We start from the raw sequence: 21,604 nt of genomic DNA, 5'->3' as shown, positions 1-21,604 counted from the left end.
AACGTCGTCGACCAAGATCCGACACACGTCCTGTGGACATTGAAAAGGTATACTTTTTTTCTTTAAGTAAAAGGCCGCCTTTTCATAAGCCGGCCTTTTACATATATTGATTACCCTTTATTCCTCTGTGACATCTTCCGGACAGCTTCCGCATTGTGAATAAAGTACGCTTACTTTTTCATCCTCAAAGTGTTCAATAGTGTTGTTGCAGTGTTGACATACAATGGTTCCCATTTTCTAATCTCCTTCCTAATGATTTATAATTATTAGAAACGCAAATTGAAAACGCTTTAACTTCTATATATCTATAATAATATAACACAATTAATTTTTCAAGCTTAAATTGTATGTCACATTAAATATTTTTTTGCAGCTAGTGAGGATTAACCACAATATGATTTTATTTTTCCAATTATTCCATGATCACTTTATGACAAGTTAATCTGCCGCTTGCCGATCTTTTGCTCGTTCTTCTCCTGCCAGATGAGGAATAAAAAGGTGAAGAAAAACGCAATAAACACAATAAAGATTATAATAGCAAGAATAGATGAGGGTTGGTTAAGTGACATATAATGAACTAAGCGATGACCTAATCCTTCATAAGAAGCAAACATTTCTGCCAAAATCAGTCCCAGGAAACAAAGGCTGAAACTCATCCGAAGACCGACCACTAATTGGGGCATGATTGCTGGAATTAATATCTGCCTTGCTTTTTGCATAAAGGACATTCGATACGATTTTGCCAGTTTAAGATAAATGTCAGGTACCGTCCGGGTTGCTTCCATACAGATGATCATGATGGGAAAAATCCCGTGAAAAACAGAAAAAGCAACTCTTCCCTGAAGGGTTAACCCAAATATTAAAAGAAAAATCGGATATAGAGTTACTTTCGGAATGGAATAAAGTCCAAGTAATAAAGGCGATAACGTTTTCGTCCAAAAAGCACTCAATCCAATGAAAAAGCCAAGTATAACGCCCGATATTGATGCGATAATGAATGATATGAGCAAAGTAAACACTGTGTTCCCCATGTCACCCAGCCACCTATTTGCATTTTCTTTCAGTTCAACTACACTTTGCCAAGGAGATGCCATAGCAGGTTCTCCCAACATTAAATAAATGATCTCCCACAGGATGATTATCGCCACGGGAACCATATATCTACCAAACGCATACCACTTTTGTTGCGAAGTCTTTATTTTCACAATGTGCTCCCCCATTTCAATGTAACGTATTTCGACCTAACTGCAACCTGAACTTATGAATTTTTCCTATAAGCCCTGGCTTCAATAAAACCGAGAACTATATTAACTGTCAGCGCAATCATTATGACAAGGAGAACCGAACCGTACATGCCGTTTATGTCAAAATTATTGTATGCGTACGAAATGGTATAGCCCAATCCACGTGCTGATAAGATAAACTCTGTCGCTATTACCCCAATGATCGAATAGGCAGCTGCCAGTTTGATACCTGTAAAAATAAACGGCCAGGCTGCTGGAAAATAAATGTGTACAATCATTTGACGAAATGAAAGATTACAGGATTGCCCAACTTTTACAAGTACTTTTCTAATTTCTCGAAAGCCAATGGCTGTGTTAGTTATTACAGCAGGTAGGGCAAAGAACAACCCGATCATGATCACAGGCAGGGGCCCGATGCCAAATATGCTGATAAAAATAGGGTATAAAGCAAAAAAGGGAATGGCATAAAAAAGCATAAGGTAAGGTTGAAGGACGTGATGGGCAAAATCGGAACGCCATAAGATAATCCCAAAAATGATCCCAAATATTATAGCACCCATAAAACTAGCGAGAATTTCCAGGGCAGTTACACCAAAATGATTGGTGACATATTCAGGATCGGTTAAGTTTTCAATCATATTCACGAACATAGTAGAAAAGGGAATAAACGTAAACGAATCAAGCCAATTCATACGGGTCGCTAACTCATATAAAACTAACAAGCAGACAACGATGAGGGTTTGGATAAGCCGATGCATTTTCATTGTCCTACTACCCGGCTGCTATCATTATCCACATCATGTCTCTTCGTTAAAGATTCTTCTTCAAGGCTAGACCAGAGCTTTTGTGTAATTTCAGCAAATTCCGGCGTCGTCAGTGCAGTTGCATCCCGGGGTTTAGGCAGCGTACTTTTAATAAGATATTTGACTTTTCCCGGTCTGGCTGATAACACGACAATTTTATCGGATAGCAGGGCAGCCTCCTGTATGCTGTGTGTTACGAGAACCACTGTTGCTTTCGTTTGTTCAACAATTTTTAGAAGCTCTCCCCCTAAAATCAGTCGGGTTTGCTCATCCAATGCCCCAAACGGTTCATCCATTACGACAATTTCCGGCTGGGTAACTAAAGTCCGTGCAATAGCTACTCTCTGTCGCATCCCTCCTGATAGTTCAAAAGGGTAAGAGTTTTCAAATCCTTTTAACCCTACGAGCTCAACCATCTTGTGTGCTTTATCTCTATACTCCGCCTTTGGCATACCCTGCATCTGAAGCCCAAACTCAACATTTTCCAACACAGTCCTCCAAGGAAAAGTAGATTCTTCTTGAAATACAATGCCAATCGAACGTTGCGGTCCTGTAACGGCTTTCCCTTTAATTTTAACCGAACCTGTTGTGGGCAGCCTTAGCCCGGATAAAATCTCCAACAATGTTGTTTTACCACACCCGCTGGGGCCAACAATTGAGATGAATTCCCCTTTCTGGACGGTGAACTCAATATTTTTTAAAGCAACAACTTCTTTGGCATCGCTATTATAGACTTTTGTCAAATTTTCCACTTTCATTAGTGGTTCAGCCATTTGTGTTTGCCCCTTTGCTATCGATTTATTGGAAAAACCGCTGCCGGAGAAGTTGGAAAAAGAAATTCATCCCCGGCAATGGCATTTTTTATCACTCTTATTTATTACTGTCGAGTTTAGAAGGGTCTAGCCTTTGTTCTTCAGGCAAAAAGCTCATATCCAGAACCTCTTCCCAGACTATTTCCTCTCCCTTCTTCAATGTATTTGCTAGCTGCATTCCTTTAGTTACATTGTTCATAGAATCAACTTCTATTTTGCTGTTCCAATGTTCCTCCAAGTCCTTAAGTGCAGCTACCGAGGCAGCCTCATCGATTTCCGCATACTTCGCAAAAATTTTTCCTGCCTCGTCAGGGTTTGCATAAGTCCATTCTACCGACTTTTGATAAGCAGCAAGAAAGCGTTTCACAAGACCAGGATTTTGCTTAATCACCTGTGGACTAGTTATGATTACGCTTTGCTGGTAGGCACTGACGTGATCAGAAACACGGAATAAAGCTTTCCAATCATTTTTCTGAACCGAATATGCAGGTTCCAGCATTAGTGTAGCGTCTACTTCCCCTTCTTTTAATAACGTCAACCCTTCGCTGACTCCTCCAGAAGCCACAAGCTTTAACGATTTCGGATCAATGCCGGCAGCGTCCAAAACTAATTGAGAAGTGGTTTCTGAAACAGAACCAGGGTTTGTAAACGCCCATGTTTTCCCTTTAAGATCTTCGACTTTTTCAATTTTGTCGTCCTTCCTTGTCACATAAACCAGATCACTAACACTTTGTACTCCCCCGCCAACAATTTTTAATGGAGCACCAGCAAGGTACGATTGTAGCACGGCTGAAGTGGACACATCACCAAATGGAAGATCCCCAGACAGTACATTGCGGACCGTTGTTCCTCCACCGGAACTGCCGACAATCTTTTTAATTTTGATTCCCTCTTCTTCAAAAAAACCTTTATCTATCCCTACATTATAAGGAACACCATACAACCCAGTCGGATAATGGGTCACTGATATTTCAATCTCATCCATTTTTCCCTTGCCCTTCTTTTCACTTTCAACTGTACTGCTTGCTGAATCTTTTCCTCCGCAGCCTGCAAGGATTAACATGAGTAACAGAATCATCACCGTAGACGTTTTAAACATCCATATTTCTTTCCCAACCATAAAAATCCCCCTCGTTTTTACCAGAATTAAAAACAGAAAAAGCAAAGTGTCACCGCTTTCATTTTTTCTTTACATCCCCCCTTTTTATATGATTTTTGCCTTGTTTAATTCTTCTATTTTATTTTCAGTGTAGCCGAGTATTTTTCCGTATACTTCATGGTTGTCTTTTCCCATCGTTTCCGAACCGGCAAACTTTACCTTCCCAGGAGTCCGACTTAATTTCGGCACAACGCCTGGCATTGAAAATTCTCCTAATTGAGGATGTTCAACATTAATGATCATTTCTCGTTCTTTATAATGTGGATCTTCTAAGATTTCTTTTGCTGAATAGATAAGTCCGGATGGTACTCCTTTTTCCTCAAGAACTTGGAGAGCTTCTTTAGCAGGCAAGGATTTTGTCCATTCTTCTATCAATGAATCAAGAAGTTTCATATTTTCTCCCCTGGCATTGTGGGTAGCGAACCTGGGGTCATCTGCTAATTCTCGCTTCTCCATTGCTTCACAGAGTCTCCGGAAAACACCGTCTGCATTAGCACCAATGACGATGTAAGTTTTGTCTTTTGTAAAATAAATGTTCGATGGTGCAACACCGGGAAGGATATTTCCCATCCGTTCCCTTACATAACCTGCGAGTAAGTAATCTGGAATGATGCTTTCCATAATGGAAAATACCGATTCATACAGGGCGGTATCCACCACCTGTCCTATCCCGGAATGCTCTCTTTCATGGACCGCTACCAGGCACCCTATTGTCGCAAATAAAGCTGACAAAGTATCTCCGACCGAGATACCAATCCTTGAAGGCGGACGATCCGGGAAACCAGTCACATAACGAAGACCTCCCATTGCTTCTCCAACACTGCCAAATCCGGCACGATGTTTATAAGGACCGGTTTGCCCATAGCCTGACGTTCGAACCATGATCAATTTCGGGTTGATTTCTGATAACTCTTCATATGAAAGATTCCATTTTTCCATCGTTCCCGGCCGAAAATTTTCCACTAAAATATCCGTTTCCTTCACCAGTTCTCTTAATATGCTTTGCCCTTCTTCTCCACGTAGATTAAGTGTGATCGATTTTTTATTTCTCGATTGAATCGGCCACCAAAGACCTACTCCATCTTTGGACTTCCCCCAATTTCTCATCGGGTCTGATTTACCTGGTGGTTCTACCTTGATCACTTCTGCACCAAAGTCTGCCAGCAGTCTTCCTGAAAAGGGTCCAGCCAAGAGTGTCCCAAGTTCGATGACTCGCAAATCTTCTAAAGGCAGTCGGTTTTTAGTCATTATGATTTTCCTCCTGTCCACGCATATTGTATGTATTCGATTCCATATACAGATTCTGAATTTTGCTAATCTTCTATACAAATTTAAATGTTTGTATACAATTAGTCAACAAAAATTTAAAAAAATATTTATTTAGACAAAAATAAGTCTTTTTAGCCGGCTTTATTAACCGTTTTCAGAATATTATTGATATTGTTTCGCACTTTGTATACAATGATCGTGAGGTGTTTTTATGTATGCATACGAATTTATAAAAGACTCGATAATTCAAGGAAAATTCGAGCCCGGAATGAGGCTTGGTGAGGAATCACTTGCCAAGGAATTGAACTTGAGCCGAACACCAGTAAGGGAAGCAATTAAACAGCTTGAAGCGGAAGGACTGGTTGTTCCATTAAAGCGGGGAGTAAGTGTAAGACACTTTTCAAAAGAAGACATTAGACAAATATACGATTTAAGAACCCTGCTAGAAGGTTATGGAGCTAGTCAGGCTGCCATTCATAGGACAGGGGAAGATTTAAAAAGAATGGAGGCGGCCAACGCCTTATACGAGAAAGCCATTGATAAATATTTAGAATCAGATATGAATAGTATTAAAGAAATTGTAGACATGAACCAGGAATTCCACGATGCGATTGTCAATGCTTCAAAAAACTCACATATACAATTTCATATCTCAAAAGTTGTCGTTGTACCGCTCGTGTTTCGCTCTTTCAATTGGTATAACCCTTATCAACTTAAACAATCTCTCGAGGTTCATAAAATTATTCATAACGCTGTCAGAAATAAGGAGCCTGAGCGTGCACGAATTGCAATGCATGAACATATTTATCAGGGGCGCGACCACGTTTTAAGGCATCTTGGACAAATAAAAAACAGCCATCTATTAAAGGAGGAAGTTTGATGATAGAAATTTGTGAAGTAGGTCCCCGTGATGGATTGCAAAATGAAAGCAAAATCATTTCTGTAGAGACAAAGGTCGAATTGATTAAGCGGCTAATCGACGCGGGAATTCGACATATTGAAGCTGTTTCCTTCGTCAATCCGAAAGTCGTACCTCAAATGGCGGATGCCGAGGAAGTACTGCGACTTCTTCCGAAAAGACAAGATGTCCGTTATGGCGGACTTGTGTTAAGCCGCTCGGGTCTGGAGCGTGCATTGAAAACAGATGTGGATTTCTTGCATGTTGTAACCGCAACGAGCGATCAATTTAACTTGAGAAATGCTAAAAGGACAGTGGATCAAGCCGTTGATGAACTAACAAAGGTCATTCGGGAAGGAGTAGAGGCAAAAAAAGGAGTAGCAGGAGTACTTGGTACTGCTTTTGGGTGTCCGTTTGAAGGAGAAGTCGCATTATCTCGAGTTTTAATAGTCGCTGAAGAATTTTTAACTGCAGGTTGTACCGAAATTATTCTTGCCGATACAACAGGAATGGCTAATCCAGTCCAAGTACAAAATGTCATTAAAACATTCAAAGATACTTTTGGGAATCAATTATCATTAGGCCTGCATTTCCATAATACCCGTGGACTAGGGCTTGCCAATACACTAGCAGGTTATCAAACCGGTGTCAGAAGATTCGATTCCTCGATTGCTGGTCTCGGAGGGTGTCCATTCGCCCCTAAGGCTGTCGGGAACGTTTGTACAGAGGACATGGTGAATATGTTTCACGAAATGGGACTTGAAACAGAAACAGACCTAAACCAGCTCCTGGAAATTGCCAAATGGATGGAACAACATATGGACCGTCCTTTGGATGGAATGCTTATGAAGTCCGGAATCGCTTAGTTTCGGGACCTTCCGGCATTGTTTCTTTAAAACTATATAAGTTGAGATTAAGAATTGCATCTAACACCCATATTGTTAGTTTCTGCAAATCAATGCTAAAATGAAAACGGATACACAGGAATTTGCAAGGAGGCGAATCCATGGCAGAAAACGCTTATATTAAACTGGTTCCTGGTTCGGGGAAAGAAACGATTTCACTTGATGAGGTTAAGGAATTATTTAAGTACTATCAGGAAATTACAACAAAGACCGGCACACAGGTTGATTGGGGTTATGAAAGCCAGGCGTTTCCGTATGAAATGAAAGAAGCCGCTGATTCAAATGGGGAATGGATGTATCTGCAATCTGTTTTCGACCGTTATCGAGTTATTCTATTGGGTATTGGCCAGGAAAAAGTTGTTGATGATTCCGAGAATGAAAGAATCCAATCGTACGTACAGATTACCCTTCCCGAGTCATCGACATACGGCGATAAGGGAAAGGCGAATGAATTTTGCAAGTTCCTCGCCAAAAAGTTGAAAGCCGAGCTGCACTTATTTAATAAACGAGTTATGTATTATTATCCCAGAAAATGAAATGTGCCAGCCATTGGACAACTAAAACCAAGACAGCTACATCATTATGTATTTACTGTCACAGGTACTTCGTATACCTTTTATCTTGAAACTTATATATGTGGGGGAAGTCAGACTTACTTAGTAAAAAAGACATCCGGACTATAATGTCCGGATGTCTTTTTTTAAGGGGTTTCGATTAAGAAAGGATCCAACATTTTAAAACCTTTGTCCTGAAGCCCCGTTATAATGTCAGATAGAGCTGCGCTCGTCCACGCCCGGTCATGCATGAGTAAATTGGCTCCGTTTGAGAGGTAAGGCGAGTTGAGCATAATTTTCGTTAGCGCCTCTTTGTTTTGATATTCGTTTTCCCAGTCATAGCCGTATGTCCAATTCATTAGCAGCATCTTTTCCTGGGCAACCAGCTTTTTTGAAAACTCGGTATTCATTCCGAACGGCGCCCGGAAAAACTTGGGCCGCTCTCCCGTTATCGATTCAACCATATCATTTAGTTTTACTATTTCGTTATATTGTTCCTTTTCAGTAAGATCCTTTAATGCAGCATGGCTATAGGTATGATTTCCAATCGGAAAGCCCATATCATAGATCTGTTTCAGAACCGCCTTTTCAGCTTCACTTTCGAGAAAATGTCCATTTACGAAGAAAATCGCCTTGACTCCATGCTCTTTTAACGTTTTTGCAATTTGCAAGGCATGTTTATCAGGTGCATCATCGAAAGTCAACAGGACGACTTTTGGATTAGCATTGGAAATCGGTTTAAAAGACCAATTGGCCGGATTTAGACGATATTGTGGTGTACTATTTTTAACTGCCGGCTCCGTCTCGCTGGCTTCCGTCTTGCTTTCTGCTTGGTTATGAACCTCAGATCGTTCTTTTATCTTTTCCTCAGTTTTCTTCGTTTCAGTCTTTGTTTCGGTTGCTTCCTCCTGTTCACCCTTGCTTTCGTCTTTCGGCGTGACCAGCTCCCCACCGCACCCCGCCAAAAATAAGCTAAATAAAGCTGTAACCATTAGTAGTTTTTTCAATGATGGTCCTCCCGCTGCTACAATGAATTTTTCTGATTTGAAAGAATGGAATATAACAATTATTATAGATACCGAAGTTGAAAAACCAGCTTTCCATCTTCCATTATAACTTAATGATGGGAATTGGAGGTACAAAAAAGCTAAATTTTAGTCAATGTGGTAAAAACGTATTTAGAAAAAGCTCTATGACTGCATAGCTCATCAAACTTGTGCAAGTGACAAGAACGGTTCTTTTATTTGACTTCAGGATCGATTTTCCAATAAACACGGCAAGATAACAAAAAATCAAAAACATCAAAACCTTGAATAATAAACGGTCATGAGCCGACAACCATTCAACTACGGTATAACCGCTCCAGACGATAATTTGAAAGAGGAATACAATGTAGTTTTTCAAAGTATTCAGCCTCACTTTATAATGATCCTTTTTGTGTAATCAACCTGCGTGATTATTAACTTGCTACAACATTTGCAGGTTGTAAACTTGTTTATTAAATCCAATTATATGTCCGATTATGAATAGTATGATTAATAAGAAAAGCCCACTTCCCAAACAGGGTAAGTGGGCCTTTTTTTTATTTAATTATTTCATGATATGAATTGGGCTGCCTAGTGCTACTTCAGCAGCTTCCATAGTGATTTCTCCCAATGTCGGGTGAGCATGGATGGTCATGGCGATATCTTCCGCAGTCATGCCTGCTTCAATAGCCAGTCCCAGTTCAGCGATCATGTCGCTTGCTCCCGGGCCCGCGATTTGAGCACCGATTACCAGTCCGTCTTCCTTGCGTGTTACGAGTTTCATGAATCCATCGCTATTGTTTAAGGAAAGAGCGCGGCCATTGGCAGCGAATGGGAATTTAGCCCCATTTGCTTCAATGCCTTCTTCCTTTGCCTGCTTCTCCGTATAACCTACTGAAGCAAGTTCAGGCTCAGAGAATACGACAGCTGGAATGGCCAGATAATCGATTTCGGAAGCTTCTCCCGCAATCGCTTCTGCAGCAATTTTGCCTTCATACGAAGCTTTGTGAGCGAGCGGCGGTCCCTGAACAATATCACCAATTGCGAAAATATTGCTGACATTTGTACGGCATTGCTTGTCAATTTCAATTAAGCCTTTTTCTGTCTTTTTGATGCCAACCTGCTCAAGTCCTAATTCTTCTGTGTTTGGACGGCGTCCGACTGTGACTAATACATAATCCGCTTCGACTTTTTGCTCTTCGCCTTTTGCTTCATATGTTACAACAACGCCGTTTTCTGTTTCTTCCACGCCTTTTGCAGTAGCTTTTGTAACGATTTCAGCACCCTTTTTCTTAAGGTTGCGCTTAACAAGTGAAGACATTTGCTTTTCAAAGCCCATGAGGATATCATCCATGCCTTCCAAAATCGTAACCTTGGTTCCGAAGTTAGCGAAAGCACCGCTGAGTTCCGTTCCGATATACCCGCCGCCGATTACGACTAAAGAAGCTGGAATTTCTTCAAGAGCCAGGGCACCGGTAGAATTGATGACGCGCTTAGAATATTTAAATGCAGGCAGCTCAATTGGAGATGAACCTGTTGCAATGATAGCATTTTTGAAAGTATACGTTTGTGCAGAAGATTCTGTCATGACACGGATATTGTTCGCATCGACAAAATACGCTTCTCCGCTGACGCTTTCAACCTTGTTTCCTTTTAACAGACCAGCTACACCGCCGGTTAGTTTGTCAACGACAGAGCCTTTCCATGCTTGTACCTTAGAAAAGTCCACTTTGACATTCTCAGCTGTGATCCCCAAATCTTCTGAATGCTGCGCTTCATGGAAGCGATGTCCAGCAGAAATCAATGCTTTGGAAGGAATGCAGCCAACGTTTAAGCAAACCCCGCCAATTGTGCCTTTTTCTATGATTGTTACTTTTTGTCCAAGCTGTGCGGCCCGGATAGCGGCTACATAACCGCCAGGACCTGCACCGATGACTATAGTATCTGTTTCAATTGGGAAATCTCCTACTACCATTTTTATTACGCCTCCATTAACAATAGTTCTGGATCATTAAGCAATCTCTTGATGTGGTTTAATGCATTTTGGGCTGTGGCACCATCAATGATACGGTGGTCAAAGCTTAGTGACAAAGCCAATACTTGCGCTGCAACTATTTCACCGTCACGGACGATTGGCTTCTCAGCGATGCGGCCAATTCCAAGGATGGCCACTTCAGGATGATTGATGACTGGTGTGAACCATTGTCCGCCTGCGGAACCGATATTTGTGATAGTGCAAGAAGCACCTTTCATTTCATCCGGAGCCAACTTTCCATCTCGTGCCTTGCCGGCAAGTTCATTGATTTCGTTTGAGATAGCAAAGGTTGATTTACGATCAGCATCCTTTACTACAGGAACAAGAAGCCCTCGATCAGTATCTGCAGCGATACCGATGTTGTAATAATGTTTATGGATGATCTCGCCAGCCTCATCATCAACAGAAGTGTTCAATGCCGGGAATTCACGCAATGCACTTGTCAATGCTTTAACAACATACGGAAGGAAGGTAAGCTTGATTTCTTTTTGGGCCGCAATTTCTTTGAATTTCTTGCGGTGGGCAACCAATTTTGTCACGTCGATTTCATCCATTAATGTAACGTGAGGTGCTGTGTGCTTAGAATTAACCATTGCTTTTGCAATCGCTTTTCTAATGCCGCTCATCTTCTCACGGGTTTCTGGATATTGTCCTTCAGGAACCACAGCAGCCGTTTTCTCTGCTGCTTTTTCTTCAGCTTGGGAAGTCTGGGCTTCCTCAGGCTTAGCTCCTTTAGCCCCTCCATTTTGGAACGCATCGATATCATCTTTCATAATGCGGCCGTTGTCACCTGAACCGGATACCTGGCTGATTTCGACGCCTTTTTCGCGCGCGTATTTACGGACGGAAGGCATTGCAATGATGCGGCGGTTCGGATCCACTTCAGCTTGCGGCTGTGCACCTGCTCCGGTTTCACCGTCTGCCTCTTGTTCGGGGGCTTCTTCTTTCTTTACATCCTGGCCTGCTTCAGCAGTAGACTGGACTTGTCCTTCTGTCTTGCTTTCATCTTTGGCTTCCTCTTCATGGTCGCCTTTGAACTGTAAGTTTTCATATCCAGGAGCGTCAAAAGTGACCAGAACATCTCCGACTGTTGCCACAGTGCCTTCTTCAACTAGAATTTCTTCAACAGTTCCTTCAACAGGTGACGGAATTTCGACAACGGCTTTGTCGTTTTGAACCTCACAAAGCACATCATCCTCTTGAACTTTATCGCCTGGTTTTATAAACCATTTTACTATTTCGCCCTCGTGAATACCTTCACCGATATCAGGGAGTCTAAATTGGAATGCCACTGGATTCAACCTCCTATTATTCAATCATGTCATGAGTTTCTATATCCATACAAGCGATCTGCTTAAAGGAACATTAGCGACCTTCAAGCAGATAGTTTATACAAGATTAGAAGTTCAATACTTTTTTCGCCGTTTCGATTATATCCTTAAAATTTGGCAGCCAAATTCCTTCTGCTTGTGAGAATGGATAAATCGTATCGGCGGCAGTAACACGCAATACAGGAGCTTCCAGACTTAAAATTGCACGTTCATTGATTTCAGCCACCACTTGTGCGGCTACTCCTGCCTGCTTTTGAGCTTCTTGTACAACAATTGCACGGCCGGTCTTTTCAACAGATGCAATAATTGTATCAATGTCCAGCGGCTGGATTGTCCGAAGATCTACCACTTCGACTGAATGTCCTTCTTTTTCAAGTTCTTCAGCAGCTTTTAAAGATTCATGTACCATTGCTCCGTAAGTAATGATCGATAAATTTGTTCCTTCCCGCTTCACATCAGCCTTACCGATTTCAATCGTGTATTCTTCTTCAGGAACTTCTTCACGGAAGGCACGATACAGTTTCAAGTGCTCAAGGAAAATGACCGGATCGTTATCGCGAATGGCAGAAATCAGCAATCCTTTTGCATCATAAGGAGTTGACGGAACGACAACTTTAAGACCAGGTGATTGAGCCATAAGGCCTTCCAAACTGTCTGAGTGAAGTTCCGGTGTATGTACTCCTCCTCCGAATGGAGAACGTACGGTAATTGGAGCATTGTAACGTCCGCCTGAACGATAGCGCAAACGTGCCATTTGGCCGACGATGGAATCCATTACTTCAAAAACAAAACCAAAGAATTGGATTTCCGGTACCGGCCGGAAGCCTTGAAGTGCAAGGCCAATAGATAATCCGCCAATGCCTGATTCAGCAAGCGGTGTATCGAATACGCGATCTTCGCCGAATTCTTTCTGCAATCCTTCTGTAGCGCGGAAAACACCGCCGTTCGCACCAATGTCTTCACCGAACAACAGCATTTGTTCATCATTGCGGAGTTCTGTACGCAATGCATCGGTGATTGCTTGTATCATTGTCATTTGAGCCATGGCTTACTTCGACTCCTTTTCTTTGTAAATTTCATATTGTTCTTTCAAATTATGTGGCATTTCCTCATACATAATCTCCATCAAATCAGTGACTTTCTGTTTTGGCGTTTCATCGGCGATTTTAATCGCTTCCTTTATGTCTTCTTTCGCTTTTTCGATTGTTTCGTTTTCCTTCTCTTCGTTCCAGATTCCTTTCTTTTCAAGGAATTTACGGAAACGGACGAGCGGATCCTTCTGTTCCCACTCGTTATCAAGATCAGTTGTACGGTAACGTGTCGGATCATCACCTGCCATTGTATGCGGTCCATAACGGTAGGTTAACGTTTCAATGAGCGTAGGGCCTTCGCCATTAATAGCCCGCTCACGTGCATCTTTAACAGCACTATAAACAGCGAGTGGATCCATTCCGTCAACCTGGATTCCGGGAATACCAGCAGCGGCTGCTTTTTGAGCAATTGTCCCTGCAGCAGATTGCTTTTCAACAGGTGTTGAAATTGCGAAACGGTTGTTTTGAACGATAAAGATAGCCGGTGCCTTGAACGCTCCTGCGAAGTTGATTCCTTCATAGAAGTCACCCTGGGATGCTCCGCCGTCACCAGTGTATGTAATCGCGACAGACTTGGCGCCCTTTTTCTTCATTCCCAGCGCAACACCAGCAGCTTGGACATATTGTGCGCCAATGATGATTTGTGGAGAAATAACATTCACACCTTCTGGCATTTGGTTTCCTTTAAAATGGCCTCTTGAGAATAAGAATGCCTGGGATAAAGGAAGGCCGTGCCAGATCAATTGCGGTACGTCACGGTATCCGGGAAGGATAAAGTCTTCCTTCTCGAGGGCAAATTGGGAAGCTAATTGGGAAGCTTCCTGCCCAGCAGTCGGAGCATAGAAACCGAGTCTACCTTGGCGGTTTAACGAAATGGAGCGCTGATCGAGGATACGAGTATACACCATCCTCCTCATCAGTTCCTGCAATTGTTCATCGCTTAATTCAGGCATCGCCGCTTCGTTAACGACTTCACCTTCTTCATTTAAAACCTGTAATGTTTGATACTGGTCTGCAACAGTCTCAAGCTGTTTTTTGACATCAAATTGTGCTTTTTTTGTTTTAGAAACCATTTAAGCCACCTCATCCTTCCATGTAAAAGGTTTTATATTTTCGATAAAGCATTTTTTCCAATGCGTCTCGCGCCAGTGTCCATATCAGTGTTTATTTTCCACAATAATCTTTAGTGAAACATACATGTTTATTTTCTAATTTCAACGATATCCTGTATCAATGAAGTTCACAAACAAAATGGTACAATGCTTTATTCCGTCTCTTAGTTTACCTAATTAATGATCATTCGTCAATTAGTTAGAACAATCATTCAACAATATTGACAGCGCTTCATATGACATATTACACATTCACTATTTTGAAAACTGTTATACAATAATACTCTTCTCTGTATCACATAAAATCTGGTTTTTCTTCTATCAGAGAATCCAATGAATGAAATTTAGATCTTTTTTACCTCTTGTGACAAAGGGTATCCAACCAGAATTTCCTTTAGTCATTATCTTTAACGGGATTTAATATTTTCGAAGACAAGAAATCGTTCCCAGACTTTTACTTTTTTCAGGCTCTCAAAAAAAACAAGCTCTATTGAGCCTGCTTGCTTCTTTACTTATTATCCGTTTCGTTATTCGCAATTTTAATATCTGCACTTTTATAAAATGCCTTTTTTTCCTGATTGTACAGTTCTGTTTCTTTATTGAATTGTTCGTTAGCGAGTAACACCTTTTGGTAGGATGTGTTGATTTTATCAATCTGCGCCTGAAGTTCTTCCATCTTTAAATCTTCATTTTTAAAGAGCTCATACAGCTGCTTATCCAGGGATAGGCTCTCTTTGTAGGACTTGTACAACCTATCATGGGCTGCATAACGGCTTTCCATTGTTTTCTTAAGATCCTCTGCCTGCTGCTGAACCTTTTTATCATCAATGTCTTTCATTTCAGTATCGATTTTATTGAATTCTTCCTCTGATTTCTGTATGCTTTTGTGTTCCTTTTCGATTAGCTTTTCACGATTTTGAATGTTTTTCAACGCATCATCAGATAGTTTGACAATCTGGTCGAATTCCTTCATCCCCAGTTTGATAATTTGATCATATAATTGCTTTTCCTTAGTCTCTGATTTTGCTATGGGAGTTTGTTGATCCTCAAATCCCTTTTCTTGTTGAACGGTTTCTTCAAGGATGGAATGGATTTGTTCTTCTGGCGAACCATTACACCCGGAAACCAAAACTGCTGATAGTAAAATGACGGCAATTAAACGTATCTGCTTTCCCACTGATTTCTCCCCCCCAATTGATCACCTTCTCTACTATAAAGGATAGTTGAAGCTTTTGACAATAGGTGACATCTTGTCTAATCACAAAGATTAACTTTTACTGCATGTTTTGGTAAACTACATATTATATAAAGATCCTTGAAAGTAAATAGAGGTGCAGTCATGATCACAATGAAAGATATCATTAAAGAGGGGCACCCTGCGCTCCGCCAGACAGCAAAAGAAGTTCCGCTTCCTGCCTCAGAGGAAGATAAAGAAATCCTTTCAAGCTTGCTTGAATACGTCAAAAACAGTCAGGAACCGGAAATGGTCGAACAATATGGATTGAGACCAGGGATTGGCCTCGCAGCCCCGCAAATCGATGTTTCGAAACGGATGCTCGCTGTCCACCTAAAAGAAGGAGACGGAAACCTGGTCAGCTACGCATTGTTCAACCCTAAAATAACCAGCCACTCCGTCCAAAAATCGTATTTGACTGCCGGTGAAGGTTGCCTTTCCGTCGATCGTCCTGTCCCCGGTTATGTCCCGCGCCATGCAAGAGTTACAGTAACCGGAACGACATTGGAAGGAGAAAAAATCACAATACGGCTTAGAGGCCTTCTCGCAATCGTGTTTCAGCATGAAATCGATCATTTAAATGGTGTCATGTTTTATGACCATATTCGTGAAGATAGTCCATTCGAAATTTCCGAGGACGCTATTGCGGTTGAACGGTAAAAAAACAAACAGGAGCCTGGTGTTAACACCAGGCTCCTGTTTTTATATTAATTCAAAATACTTTAATCCGTTATAGATTCCGTCCGCGGCAACATGGTCGGTTACATAATCAGCATACTTCTTCACTTCGTCCACGGCGTTTCCCATCGCAATGCCATGTCCGGCCGTTTCAAGCATTTCCACATCATTCAGTCCGTCACCAAATGCGTAAACATCTTCCAGTTTAAAACCTGCCTTATCCATTAACACTCTAATTCCCTCCGCCTTTGATCCTCCTTTAGGCAAAACATCAATACAATCATCATGCCAGCGGATAAAGCGAAACTTATCGTATTGCCCATCATACAGTTTTTGCTCCTCTTCCTTGCAAAATAACAATGACTGATAGATCTCCCTGCCAAGATAAAACGTCTCATCTTTTTCTGGATGGGGAAAATGAAGGCTTCCCATTGCTGTCTCTATTCTCTCATGATGCTGTACACTGGCCTTCATCGTCTTTTCGGTCATAAATACCATCGGTGTGTTATTATGGTTTGCTGCTTCTTTATGCAATTGTCCGAGTTGGCTTTCGGAAAGCGGGTTTCTATAAATGACTTGATTCTCAAAAACAACATATTGTCCATTATAGCTGACGAATGTATCAATATCTAATTCTTCCCGGATATAATCAAACATAAATGGGGCTCTTCCGGTCGCAATCGCAACGAAGGTTCCATTTTCCTGCAATTCTTTTATTGCCGCTTTTGTTGATGCAGGAAGCTTTTTTTCATCATCGAGCAATGTTCCATCTATATCAAAAAAAACAATCTTCAATCATTCCACATCCTCACTTTACAATACTGTTATTATTTTGTTTGCCAAAAGCATACAAAATATGTACCCATTTAACCCCTCGCCCTGGTTTCTGTCAAGATAATACCTCTGTCGGACGATGATAGATTCGAAACTAATTTCCATTATTAGTAACGAAAGGAATGCCTGAAAATTACATATACTTGTAATACAATTAACCGAAAAGAGGAAACCGGCCGCCGCATTAGGTTTTTTAACCATATTGAAAAGTCATTTTTGTAAAAAAGTGAAATTTTTATTGAAAAATGGGCTTATGTCCAGAAAGACGTATTTACTTTATTTAATATTCCTTTAAAATAAAGATAAGGGGAGCGTGATCCACCATGTTAAAAAAGCTGCGTAGAAAGCTGCAAAAACAGTGGAATGGACTATTAAGAAAGAAAACAATCGCATGAATTTTGATAATACGGCCCTTCAAAACTTGCGAAGGGCTTCTTCCTTGTTGTAAAGTCTTTAGTGTCCATCTTTTTCCGTTGATGATAAATACATACTTCATTTAGAATGTTGTTGTAAAACATGAAATAATTGTTGTTTTTATATATAATGAAAAAAGCGATTAAAGAGACGATAGGAGAGATTAGAATGATTTTCAAAGTTTACTACCAGGGCGATGCATCAGAAGTGCCTGTTCGTGAACATACTAAAACCATGTATATAGAGGGGGAAACCGAGCGGGATGTCCGTTTGAAAATTAAACACGAGCCTTTTAACATTGAATATATCCAACCGGTAAAAGGGGCTTTTTTAGAATATGAAAAAAAACAAAATGAAGACTATAAAGTATTGGAGCTATAATATATGAAATTTGTCAAAAACGATCAAACAGCCGTTTTCGCTTTGGGCGGTCTAGGCGAAATCGGAAAAAATACCTACGCTGTACAATTCCAGGATGAAATCATTGTCATCGATGCGGGCATTAAATTTCCTGAGGACGAGCTTCTCGGCATCGATTATGTCATCCCGGATTACAGTTATTTAGCAAAAAATGTCGAAAAAATCAAAGGCTTGTTCATTACCCACGGCCATGAAGACCATATCGGCGGAATTCCCTACCTTTTGAGAGAAGTGAACATCCCTGTTTACGGCGGGAAACTTGCTTTGGGTCTATTAAGAAACAAACTGGAAGAGCATGGCCTTCTTCGCCAAACGAAAATGATCGAAATTCAGGAAGATGATGTGATCAAATTCCGAAAAACTTCGGTTTCCTTTTTCAGGACAACCCATAGTATTCCGGATTCATATGGAATTGTTGTAAAAACACCTCCTGGCCAAATTGTCCATACGGGGGATTTCAAATTCGACTTCACTCCTGTCGGTGAACCGGCTAACCTAACGAAAATGGCGGAAATCGGCAAAGAAGGTGTGCTTTGTCTTCTGTCCGATAGCACAAACAGTGAAGTCCCGCATTTTACAATGTCAGAAAGGCGTGTAGGTGAAACCATTGATGACATTTTTGGCAAGGTTGATGGAAGAATCATCTTTGCGACTTTTGCATCAAACATCCATAGGCTTCAGCAGGTCGTCGAAGCAGCGGTCCTGAACGGGCGCAAAGTAGCTGTTTTTGGCCGAAGCATGGAAGCTGCAATCAATATTGGTATCGATTTAGGATACATCAGTGCCCCAAAGGACACTTTCATCGATGCACAGCAAATCAACCGCCTGCCTGCGGGTAGGGTCACGATTCTATGCACAGGCAGCCAAGGTGAACCAATGGCAGCTCTCTCTAGGATTGCTAATGGCACACACAGACAAATCCAGATCATTCCTGGAGACACGGTTGTCTTCTCATCATCGCCAATTCCGGGGAATACGATCAGCGTATCCAGATCGATAAATATGCTGTACCGTGCCGGTGCAGAAGTCATCTCTGGTCCATTAAGCAACATCCATACTTCCGGACATGGCGGACAGGAAGAGCAAAAGCTGATGCTTCGCTTGATCAAGCCAAAATTCTTCATGCCGATCCACGGTGAATACCGGATGCAGAAAACACATACAAAGCATGCCATCGCTACCGGAGTCCCAGAAGAAAACTGCTTCATCATGGATAATGGAGAGGTTCTTGCCCTCAGCGAAGACTCTGCCCAGGTAGCCGGAAAAATCCCTTCAGGCTCCGTTTATATTGACGGCAGCGGGATTGGCGATATCGGGAATATCGTTTTGCGCGACCGCCGGATTCTTTCCGAAGAAGGACTTGTTGTTGTCGTTGTCAGCATCAATATGAAGGAATTCAAGATTTCTGCAGGTCCTGATCTAATCTCGCGCGGTTTTGTGTATATGAGAGAGTCTGGAGACCTTATCAATGATGCTCAAGGATTGATTACAAAACACTTGAATAAAGTGATGGAAAGAAAAACTACACAGTGGTCCGAAATCAAAAACGAAATTACAGATACACTGGCACCTTTCCTTTACGAAAAAACAAAACGCCGTCCGATGATCCTTCCCATTATCATGGAAGTATAGAAAAGCGGAAACACCAATACACAACATCAAAAAAGCTAGGATTAATATTTTATATTAATCCTAGCTTTTTTATATTTAAAGCCAATAGTCGACGTTCCTTTTTCCAAGGCGCTTCCGCTTTTCTTTATTGCAGAACTTTTTTCTCAAAGCGGTTAATATCAGTATCTGCCCCGATCACGATTAAGATGTCGCCTTTTTTGATTAAGTCATTGGCCTGCGGGGATACGATGATTTCATTTCCGCTTTTGATTGCGACAATGTTAATGCCATAACGGGCACGCACATCCATGTCGATGATGGAGCGCCCATCCATTTTATCGCTTGCGACAATTTCCACAATCGAATGCTCATCTGAAAGCTCTAGATAATCCAGGACATTATTGGAGACGATATTATGGGCAATACGCCGCCCCATATCCCGCTCAGGGTGGACGACATGATCAGCACCGATTTTTCGAAGCACTTTTTCGTGATAATCATTTTGCGCTTTCACAGTAATATTATCAACACCTAATTCCTTCAACATGAGTGTGGTTAAGATGCTTGCTTGAATATTCTCACCAATTGCGACAATGACGTGATCAAAATTGCGGATTCCAAGACTTCTTAGAACGGTCTCATCCGTCGTATCGCCCACTACTGCATGTGAGGCAATCATGGCAAATTCATTTACCCTGTCTTCATCCATATCGATTGCCAGAACTTCCATTCCCTCTTCAGCAAGGGTCCTGCAAATGCTCCCTCCGAAACGGCCCAATCCAATAACGGCAAATTCTTTTTTCACTATGATTCCCCCAAAATGCGTCTACTTAAAATATGTTCATATTTTATCATAAACTGACTCCACTTTCAGTGTTATTCATTACTTTAAAGACTTACGAAAAAGGAGCTGATGAAAAATTCATCAGCTCCTTAAATTATTCCGCTTTTTCATTTTCGTCCAGTACGCGGTTTACCCGCTTTTCAAGCATTTTCATGCCACTGCCGCCAGCTTGCGAATGTCGAAGCTTTCCTTCTTTATCAAATACAAAATAAGCTGGTACGTATTGGTTTTGGAATGCATCGTTTAACTTTAACTCGCTGTCGACGAAAATCGGCTGAGAAATTCCATGTTCTTCAGCAACCTGTTTGATATCATCCAGGTTCAAATCGTCTTCAGAACGCGGCATATGAACAGCAACAACGTTCAATTTATCTTTGTAAGTATCCCTGAACTCGTTGACTTGTGGCATCGCTTCTTTACATAAATGGCAGCTTACGGACCAGAAATGAATTAGCGTAGGCTTTTCGCCGACCAATTCGTCTTTTGTCACTTCTCCGTTTAGCCAAGCAGTTGCACCAGTTAATTCCGGCATTAATTCACGTAATTTCAAAACGGGCACCTCCAAAGTGTTTCCCTGAGTTTTTTAGATTTTCCATCAGTTATTAGCTAAAAAAGGCCTAACACGGAGTTAGGCCTTTTATACGCTTCATCTTACCTGCAGATTAAAGAGTAGCTTGTCCAGGTCTCCAGTTTGCAGGGCAAAGTCCTCCAGTTTGAAGAGCTTGAAGCACGCGAAGAGTTTCGTCTACATCACGGCCGATGTTGTTATGGTTAACAACAGAATATTGTAATTCACCTTCTGGACTGATGATGAATAAACCGCGAAGCGCAACGCCTTCTTCTTCAATTAACACGCCGTATTCACGGGAAATTGCGTGGTTGTGATCTGCAGCTAGCGGATATTTAAGATCCCCAAGGCCATTATCCTTGCGGTCCGTGTTGATCCAAGCTAAGTGTGTATGAATAGTATCGGTTGAAACACCGATTACTTCTGCATCAAGATCTTCAAATTCATCATAACGGTCGCTCAATGCAATAATTTCTGTTGGACATACAAATGTGAAATCCATTGGATAGAAGAATAATACGGTCCATTTATCGTTTTTCATATTTTCTTCTAAGCTAACTTTGCCAAACTCTTTGTTGGCCATTACAGCCTCTAATTCAAAACGAGGTGCTTGTTTCCCTACCATACGTTCTGGCATGATGTGATCCCTCCAAATAAATAATTTAATTGAGAATTCATATACTATATTCTCAATTATTTTTTCAATGCAATTTCTATTATAGACACGACTGCCATTTAAGTCAACTTTTAATTAAAATTAATG

General features: G+C 41.3%; 22 protein-coding genes. 6 read left to right on the top strand and 16 right to left on the bottom strand.

The genetic code is table 11. From position 1 onward, the window contains the following. Nucleotides 1–117 precede the first annotated feature (117 nt). The 6 genes from ELQ35_RS08120 to ELQ35_RS08095 form a co-directional block, all read right to left on the bottom strand. Complete coding sequence (locus ELQ35_RS08120; RefSeq protein ID WP_126864316.1) at nucleotides 118–234, bottom strand: GapA-binding peptide SR1P; 117 nt, start codon at nucleotides 232–234, stop codon at nucleotides 118–120. Between the two features lie 194 nt (nucleotides 235–428). Continuing rightward, nucleotides 429–1,205 (bottom strand): ABC transporter permease, encoded by a 777-nt coding sequence (locus tag ELQ35_RS08115; protein ID WP_185861701.1) that lies wholly within the window; start codon nucleotides 1,203–1,205, stop codon nucleotides 429–431. 53 nt (nucleotides 1,206–1,258) lie between these two features. Then, entirely contained in the window at nucleotides 1,259–2,008 is a 750-nt protein-coding gene (locus tag ELQ35_RS08110; RefSeq protein WP_126864314.1) for an ABC transporter permease, read from the bottom strand. Then, nucleotides 2,005–2,820 carry an ABC transporter ATP-binding protein gene (locus ELQ35_RS08105; RefSeq protein ID WP_126864313.1) on the bottom strand — a complete coding sequence of 272 codons (816 nt, stop codon included), beginning with the start codon at nucleotides 2,818–2,820 and terminating at the stop codon, nucleotides 2,005–2,007. Before ELQ35_RS08105 ends, ELQ35_RS08110 begins: the two co-directional genes overlap by 4 nt. A gap of 97 nt (nucleotides 2,821–2,917) precedes the next feature. Continuing rightward, entirely contained in the window at nucleotides 2,918–3,979 is a 1,062-nt protein-coding gene (locus ELQ35_RS08100) for an ABC transporter substrate-binding protein (protein WP_126864312.1), read from the bottom strand. 84 nt (nucleotides 3,980–4,063) lie between these two features. Continuing rightward, nucleotides 4,064–5,266, bottom strand: a complete 1,203-nt coding sequence (locus ELQ35_RS08095; protein ID WP_126864311.1) for a CaiB/BaiF CoA transferase family protein — start codon at nucleotides 5,264–5,266, stop codon at nucleotides 4,064–4,066. Between the two features lie 232 nt (nucleotides 5,267–5,498). Between ELQ35_RS08095 and ELQ35_RS08090 the strand changes: the two genes are divergently transcribed. The 3 genes from ELQ35_RS08090 to ELQ35_RS08080 all read left to right on the top strand — a co-directional run bounded on the left by ELQ35_RS08090 (nucleotide 5,499) and on the right by ELQ35_RS08080 (nucleotide 7,626). Continuing rightward, entirely contained in the window at nucleotides 5,499–6,167 is a 669-nt protein-coding gene (locus ELQ35_RS08090) for a GntR family transcriptional regulator (protein WP_126864310.1), read from the top strand. Further along, nucleotides 6,167–7,051, top strand: a complete 885-nt coding sequence (locus ELQ35_RS08085) for a hydroxymethylglutaryl-CoA lyase (protein ID WP_126864309.1) — start codon at nucleotides 6,167–6,169, stop codon at nucleotides 7,049–7,051. The genes ELQ35_RS08090 and ELQ35_RS08085 overlap by 1 nt, the downstream gene beginning before the upstream one ends. A gap of 140 nt (nucleotides 7,052–7,191) precedes the next feature. Beyond that, nucleotides 7,192–7,626: a DUF1885 family protein gene (locus tag ELQ35_RS08080; protein WP_126864308.1), complete on the top strand. Its 435-nt coding sequence runs from the start codon at nucleotides 7,192–7,194 to the stop codon at nucleotides 7,624–7,626. 164 nt (nucleotides 7,627–7,790) lie between these two features. Here ELQ35_RS08080 and ELQ35_RS08075 read toward each other — a convergent pair whose 3' ends face one another. The 6 genes from ELQ35_RS08075 to ELQ35_RS08045 all read right to left on the bottom strand — a co-directional run bounded on the left by ELQ35_RS08075 (nucleotide 7,791) and on the right by ELQ35_RS08045 (nucleotide 15,415). Next, complete coding sequence (locus tag ELQ35_RS08075) at nucleotides 7,791–8,651, bottom strand: polysaccharide deacetylase family protein (RefSeq protein ID WP_246026016.1); 861 nt, start codon at nucleotides 8,649–8,651, stop codon at nucleotides 7,791–7,793. A gap of 583 nt (nucleotides 8,652–9,234) precedes the next feature. Continuing rightward, nucleotides 9,235–10,644 carry a dihydrolipoyl dehydrogenase gene (gene lpdA / locus ELQ35_RS08065; protein ID WP_126864306.1) on the bottom strand — a complete coding sequence of 470 codons (1,410 nt, stop codon included), beginning with the start codon at nucleotides 10,642–10,644 and terminating at the stop codon, nucleotides 9,235–9,237. Between the two features lie 5 nt (nucleotides 10,645–10,649). Continuing rightward, on the bottom strand, nucleotides 10,650–11,996 hold the full coding sequence (locus tag ELQ35_RS08060; RefSeq protein ID WP_126864305.1) for a dihydrolipoamide acetyltransferase family protein: 1,347 nt from the start codon (nucleotides 11,994–11,996) through the stop codon (nucleotides 10,650–10,652). 106 nt (nucleotides 11,997–12,102) lie between these two features. Further along, nucleotides 12,103–13,080, bottom strand: a complete 978-nt coding sequence (locus ELQ35_RS08055) for an alpha-ketoacid dehydrogenase subunit beta (RefSeq protein WP_126864304.1) — start codon at nucleotides 13,078–13,080, stop codon at nucleotides 12,103–12,105. Nucleotides 13,081–13,083: 3 nt separating this feature from the next. After that, entirely contained in the window at nucleotides 13,084–14,199 is a 1,116-nt protein-coding gene (gene pdhA, locus ELQ35_RS08050; protein ID WP_126864303.1) for a pyruvate dehydrogenase (acetyl-transferring) E1 component subunit alpha, read from the bottom strand. Nucleotides 14,200–14,746: 547 nt separating this feature from the next. Beyond that, nucleotides 14,747–15,415, bottom strand: coding sequence for a YkyA family protein (locus ELQ35_RS08045; protein ID WP_185861700.1), 669 nt, complete (start codon nucleotides 15,413–15,415; stop codon nucleotides 14,747–14,749). Between the two features lie 162 nt (nucleotides 15,416–15,577). On the opposite strand from ELQ35_RS08045, the gene def reads away from it, so the two are divergent. Continuing rightward, nucleotides 15,578–16,132: a peptide deformylase gene (gene def / locus ELQ35_RS08040; protein WP_126864301.1), complete on the top strand. Its 555-nt coding sequence runs from the start codon at nucleotides 15,578–15,580 to the stop codon at nucleotides 16,130–16,132. Nucleotides 16,133–16,174: 42 nt separating this feature from the next. Here def and ELQ35_RS08035 read toward each other — a convergent pair whose 3' ends face one another. Next, complete coding sequence (locus ELQ35_RS08035; RefSeq protein WP_126864300.1) at nucleotides 16,175–16,945, bottom strand: Cof-type HAD-IIB family hydrolase; 771 nt, start codon at nucleotides 16,943–16,945, stop codon at nucleotides 16,175–16,177. A 621-nt stretch (nucleotides 16,946–17,566) separates the two neighbouring features. Here ELQ35_RS08035 and ELQ35_RS08030 point away from each other — a divergent pair. Then, the gene (locus tag ELQ35_RS08030; RefSeq protein ID WP_126864299.1) at nucleotides 17,567–17,779 is read left to right on the top strand and encodes a DNA-dependent RNA polymerase subunit epsilon; all 213 of its coding nucleotides are present in this window, start codon (nucleotides 17,567–17,569) and stop codon (nucleotides 17,777–17,779) included. A 3-nt stretch (nucleotides 17,780–17,782) separates the two neighbouring features. Beyond that, nucleotides 17,783–19,450 carry a ribonuclease J1 gene (gene rnjA / locus ELQ35_RS08025; protein ID WP_126864298.1) on the top strand — a complete coding sequence of 556 codons (1,668 nt, stop codon included), beginning with the start codon at nucleotides 17,783–17,785 and terminating at the stop codon, nucleotides 19,448–19,450. 124 nt (nucleotides 19,451–19,574) lie between these two features. Here the strand turns inward: rnjA and ELQ35_RS08020 are convergent, their stop codons facing one another. The 3 genes from ELQ35_RS08020 to ELQ35_RS08010 all read right to left on the bottom strand — a co-directional run bounded on the left by ELQ35_RS08020 (nucleotide 19,575) and on the right by ELQ35_RS08010 (nucleotide 21,478). Next, nucleotides 19,575–20,237 (bottom strand): potassium channel family protein, encoded by a 663-nt coding sequence (locus tag ELQ35_RS08020; RefSeq protein ID WP_281278116.1) that lies wholly within the window; start codon nucleotides 20,235–20,237, stop codon nucleotides 19,575–19,577. A gap of 130 nt (nucleotides 20,238–20,367) precedes the next feature. Beyond that, nucleotides 20,368–20,823: a TlpA family protein disulfide reductase gene (locus ELQ35_RS08015; RefSeq protein ID WP_126864296.1), complete on the bottom strand. Its 456-nt coding sequence runs from the start codon at nucleotides 20,821–20,823 to the stop codon at nucleotides 20,368–20,370. A gap of 112 nt (nucleotides 20,824–20,935) precedes the next feature. Then, entirely contained in the window at nucleotides 20,936–21,478 is a 543-nt protein-coding gene (locus tag ELQ35_RS08010) for a peroxiredoxin (RefSeq protein WP_126864295.1), read from the bottom strand. Between the last annotated feature and the right edge of the window lie 126 nt (nucleotides 21,479–21,604).

It is taken from the genome of Peribacillus cavernae (assembly GCF_003989135.1).
Taxonomy (GTDB): Bacteria; Bacillota; Bacilli; order Bacillales; family DSM-1321; genus Peribacillus; species Peribacillus cavernae.
The sequence above is the reverse complement of the archived record's forward strand: the minus strand, read 5'-3'. Positions and strand labels throughout refer to the sequence as shown.

Excerpts from the sequence above, each read along its gene's own strand:
- ELQ35_RS08080 (WP_126864308.1), top strand. The coding sequence starts at position 7,192 with ATGGCAGAAAACGCTTATATTAAACTGGTTCCTGGTTCGGGGAAAGAA.
- ELQ35_RS08100 (WP_126864312.1), bottom strand. The coding sequence starts at position 3,979 with ATGGTTGGGAAAGAAATATGGATGTTTAAAACGTCTACGGTGATGATT.
- ELQ35_RS08090 (WP_126864310.1), top strand. The coding sequence starts at position 5,499 with ATGTATGCATACGAATTTATAAAAGACTCGATAATTCAAGGAAAATTC.
- ELQ35_RS08085 (WP_126864309.1), top strand. The coding sequence starts at position 6,167 with ATGATAGAAATTTGTGAAGTAGGTCCCCGTGATGGATTGCAAAATGAA.
- pdhA (WP_126864303.1), bottom strand. The coding sequence starts at position 14,199 with ATGGTTTCTAAAACAAAAAAAGCACAATTTGATGTCAAAAAACAGCTT.
- ELQ35_RS08095 (WP_126864311.1), bottom strand. The coding sequence starts at position 5,266 with ATGACTAAAAACCGACTGCCTTTAGAAGATTTGCGAGTCATCGAACTT.
- lpdA (WP_126864306.1), bottom strand. The coding sequence starts at position 10,644 with ATGGTAGTAGGAGATTTCCCAATTGAAACAGATACTATAGTCATCGGT.
- ELQ35_RS08055 (WP_126864304.1), bottom strand. The coding sequence starts at position 13,080 with ATGGCTCAAATGACAATGATACAAGCAATCACCGATGCATTGCGTACA.
- def (WP_126864301.1), top strand. The coding sequence starts at position 15,578 with ATGATCACAATGAAAGATATCATTAAAGAGGGGCACCCTGCGCTCCGC.
- ELQ35_RS08105 (WP_126864313.1), bottom strand. The coding sequence starts at position 2,820 with ATGGCTGAACCACTAATGAAAGTGGAAAATTTGACAAAAGTCTATAAT.
- rnjA (WP_126864298.1), top strand. The coding sequence starts at position 17,783 with ATGAAATTTGTCAAAAACGATCAAACAGCCGTTTTCGCTTTGGGCGGT.
- ELQ35_RS08030 (WP_126864299.1), top strand. The coding sequence starts at position 17,567 with ATGATTTTCAAAGTTTACTACCAGGGCGATGCATCAGAAGTGCCTGTT.
- ELQ35_RS08120 (WP_126864316.1), bottom strand. The coding sequence starts at position 234 with ATGGGAACCATTGTATGTCAACACTGCAACAACACTATTGAACACTTT.
- ELQ35_RS08010 (WP_126864295.1), bottom strand. The coding sequence starts at position 21,478 with ATGCCAGAACGTATGGTAGGGAAACAAGCACCTCGTTTTGAATTAGAG.
- ELQ35_RS08110 (WP_126864314.1), bottom strand. The coding sequence starts at position 2,008 with ATGAAAATGCATCGGCTTATCCAAACCCTCATCGTTGTCTGCTTGTTA.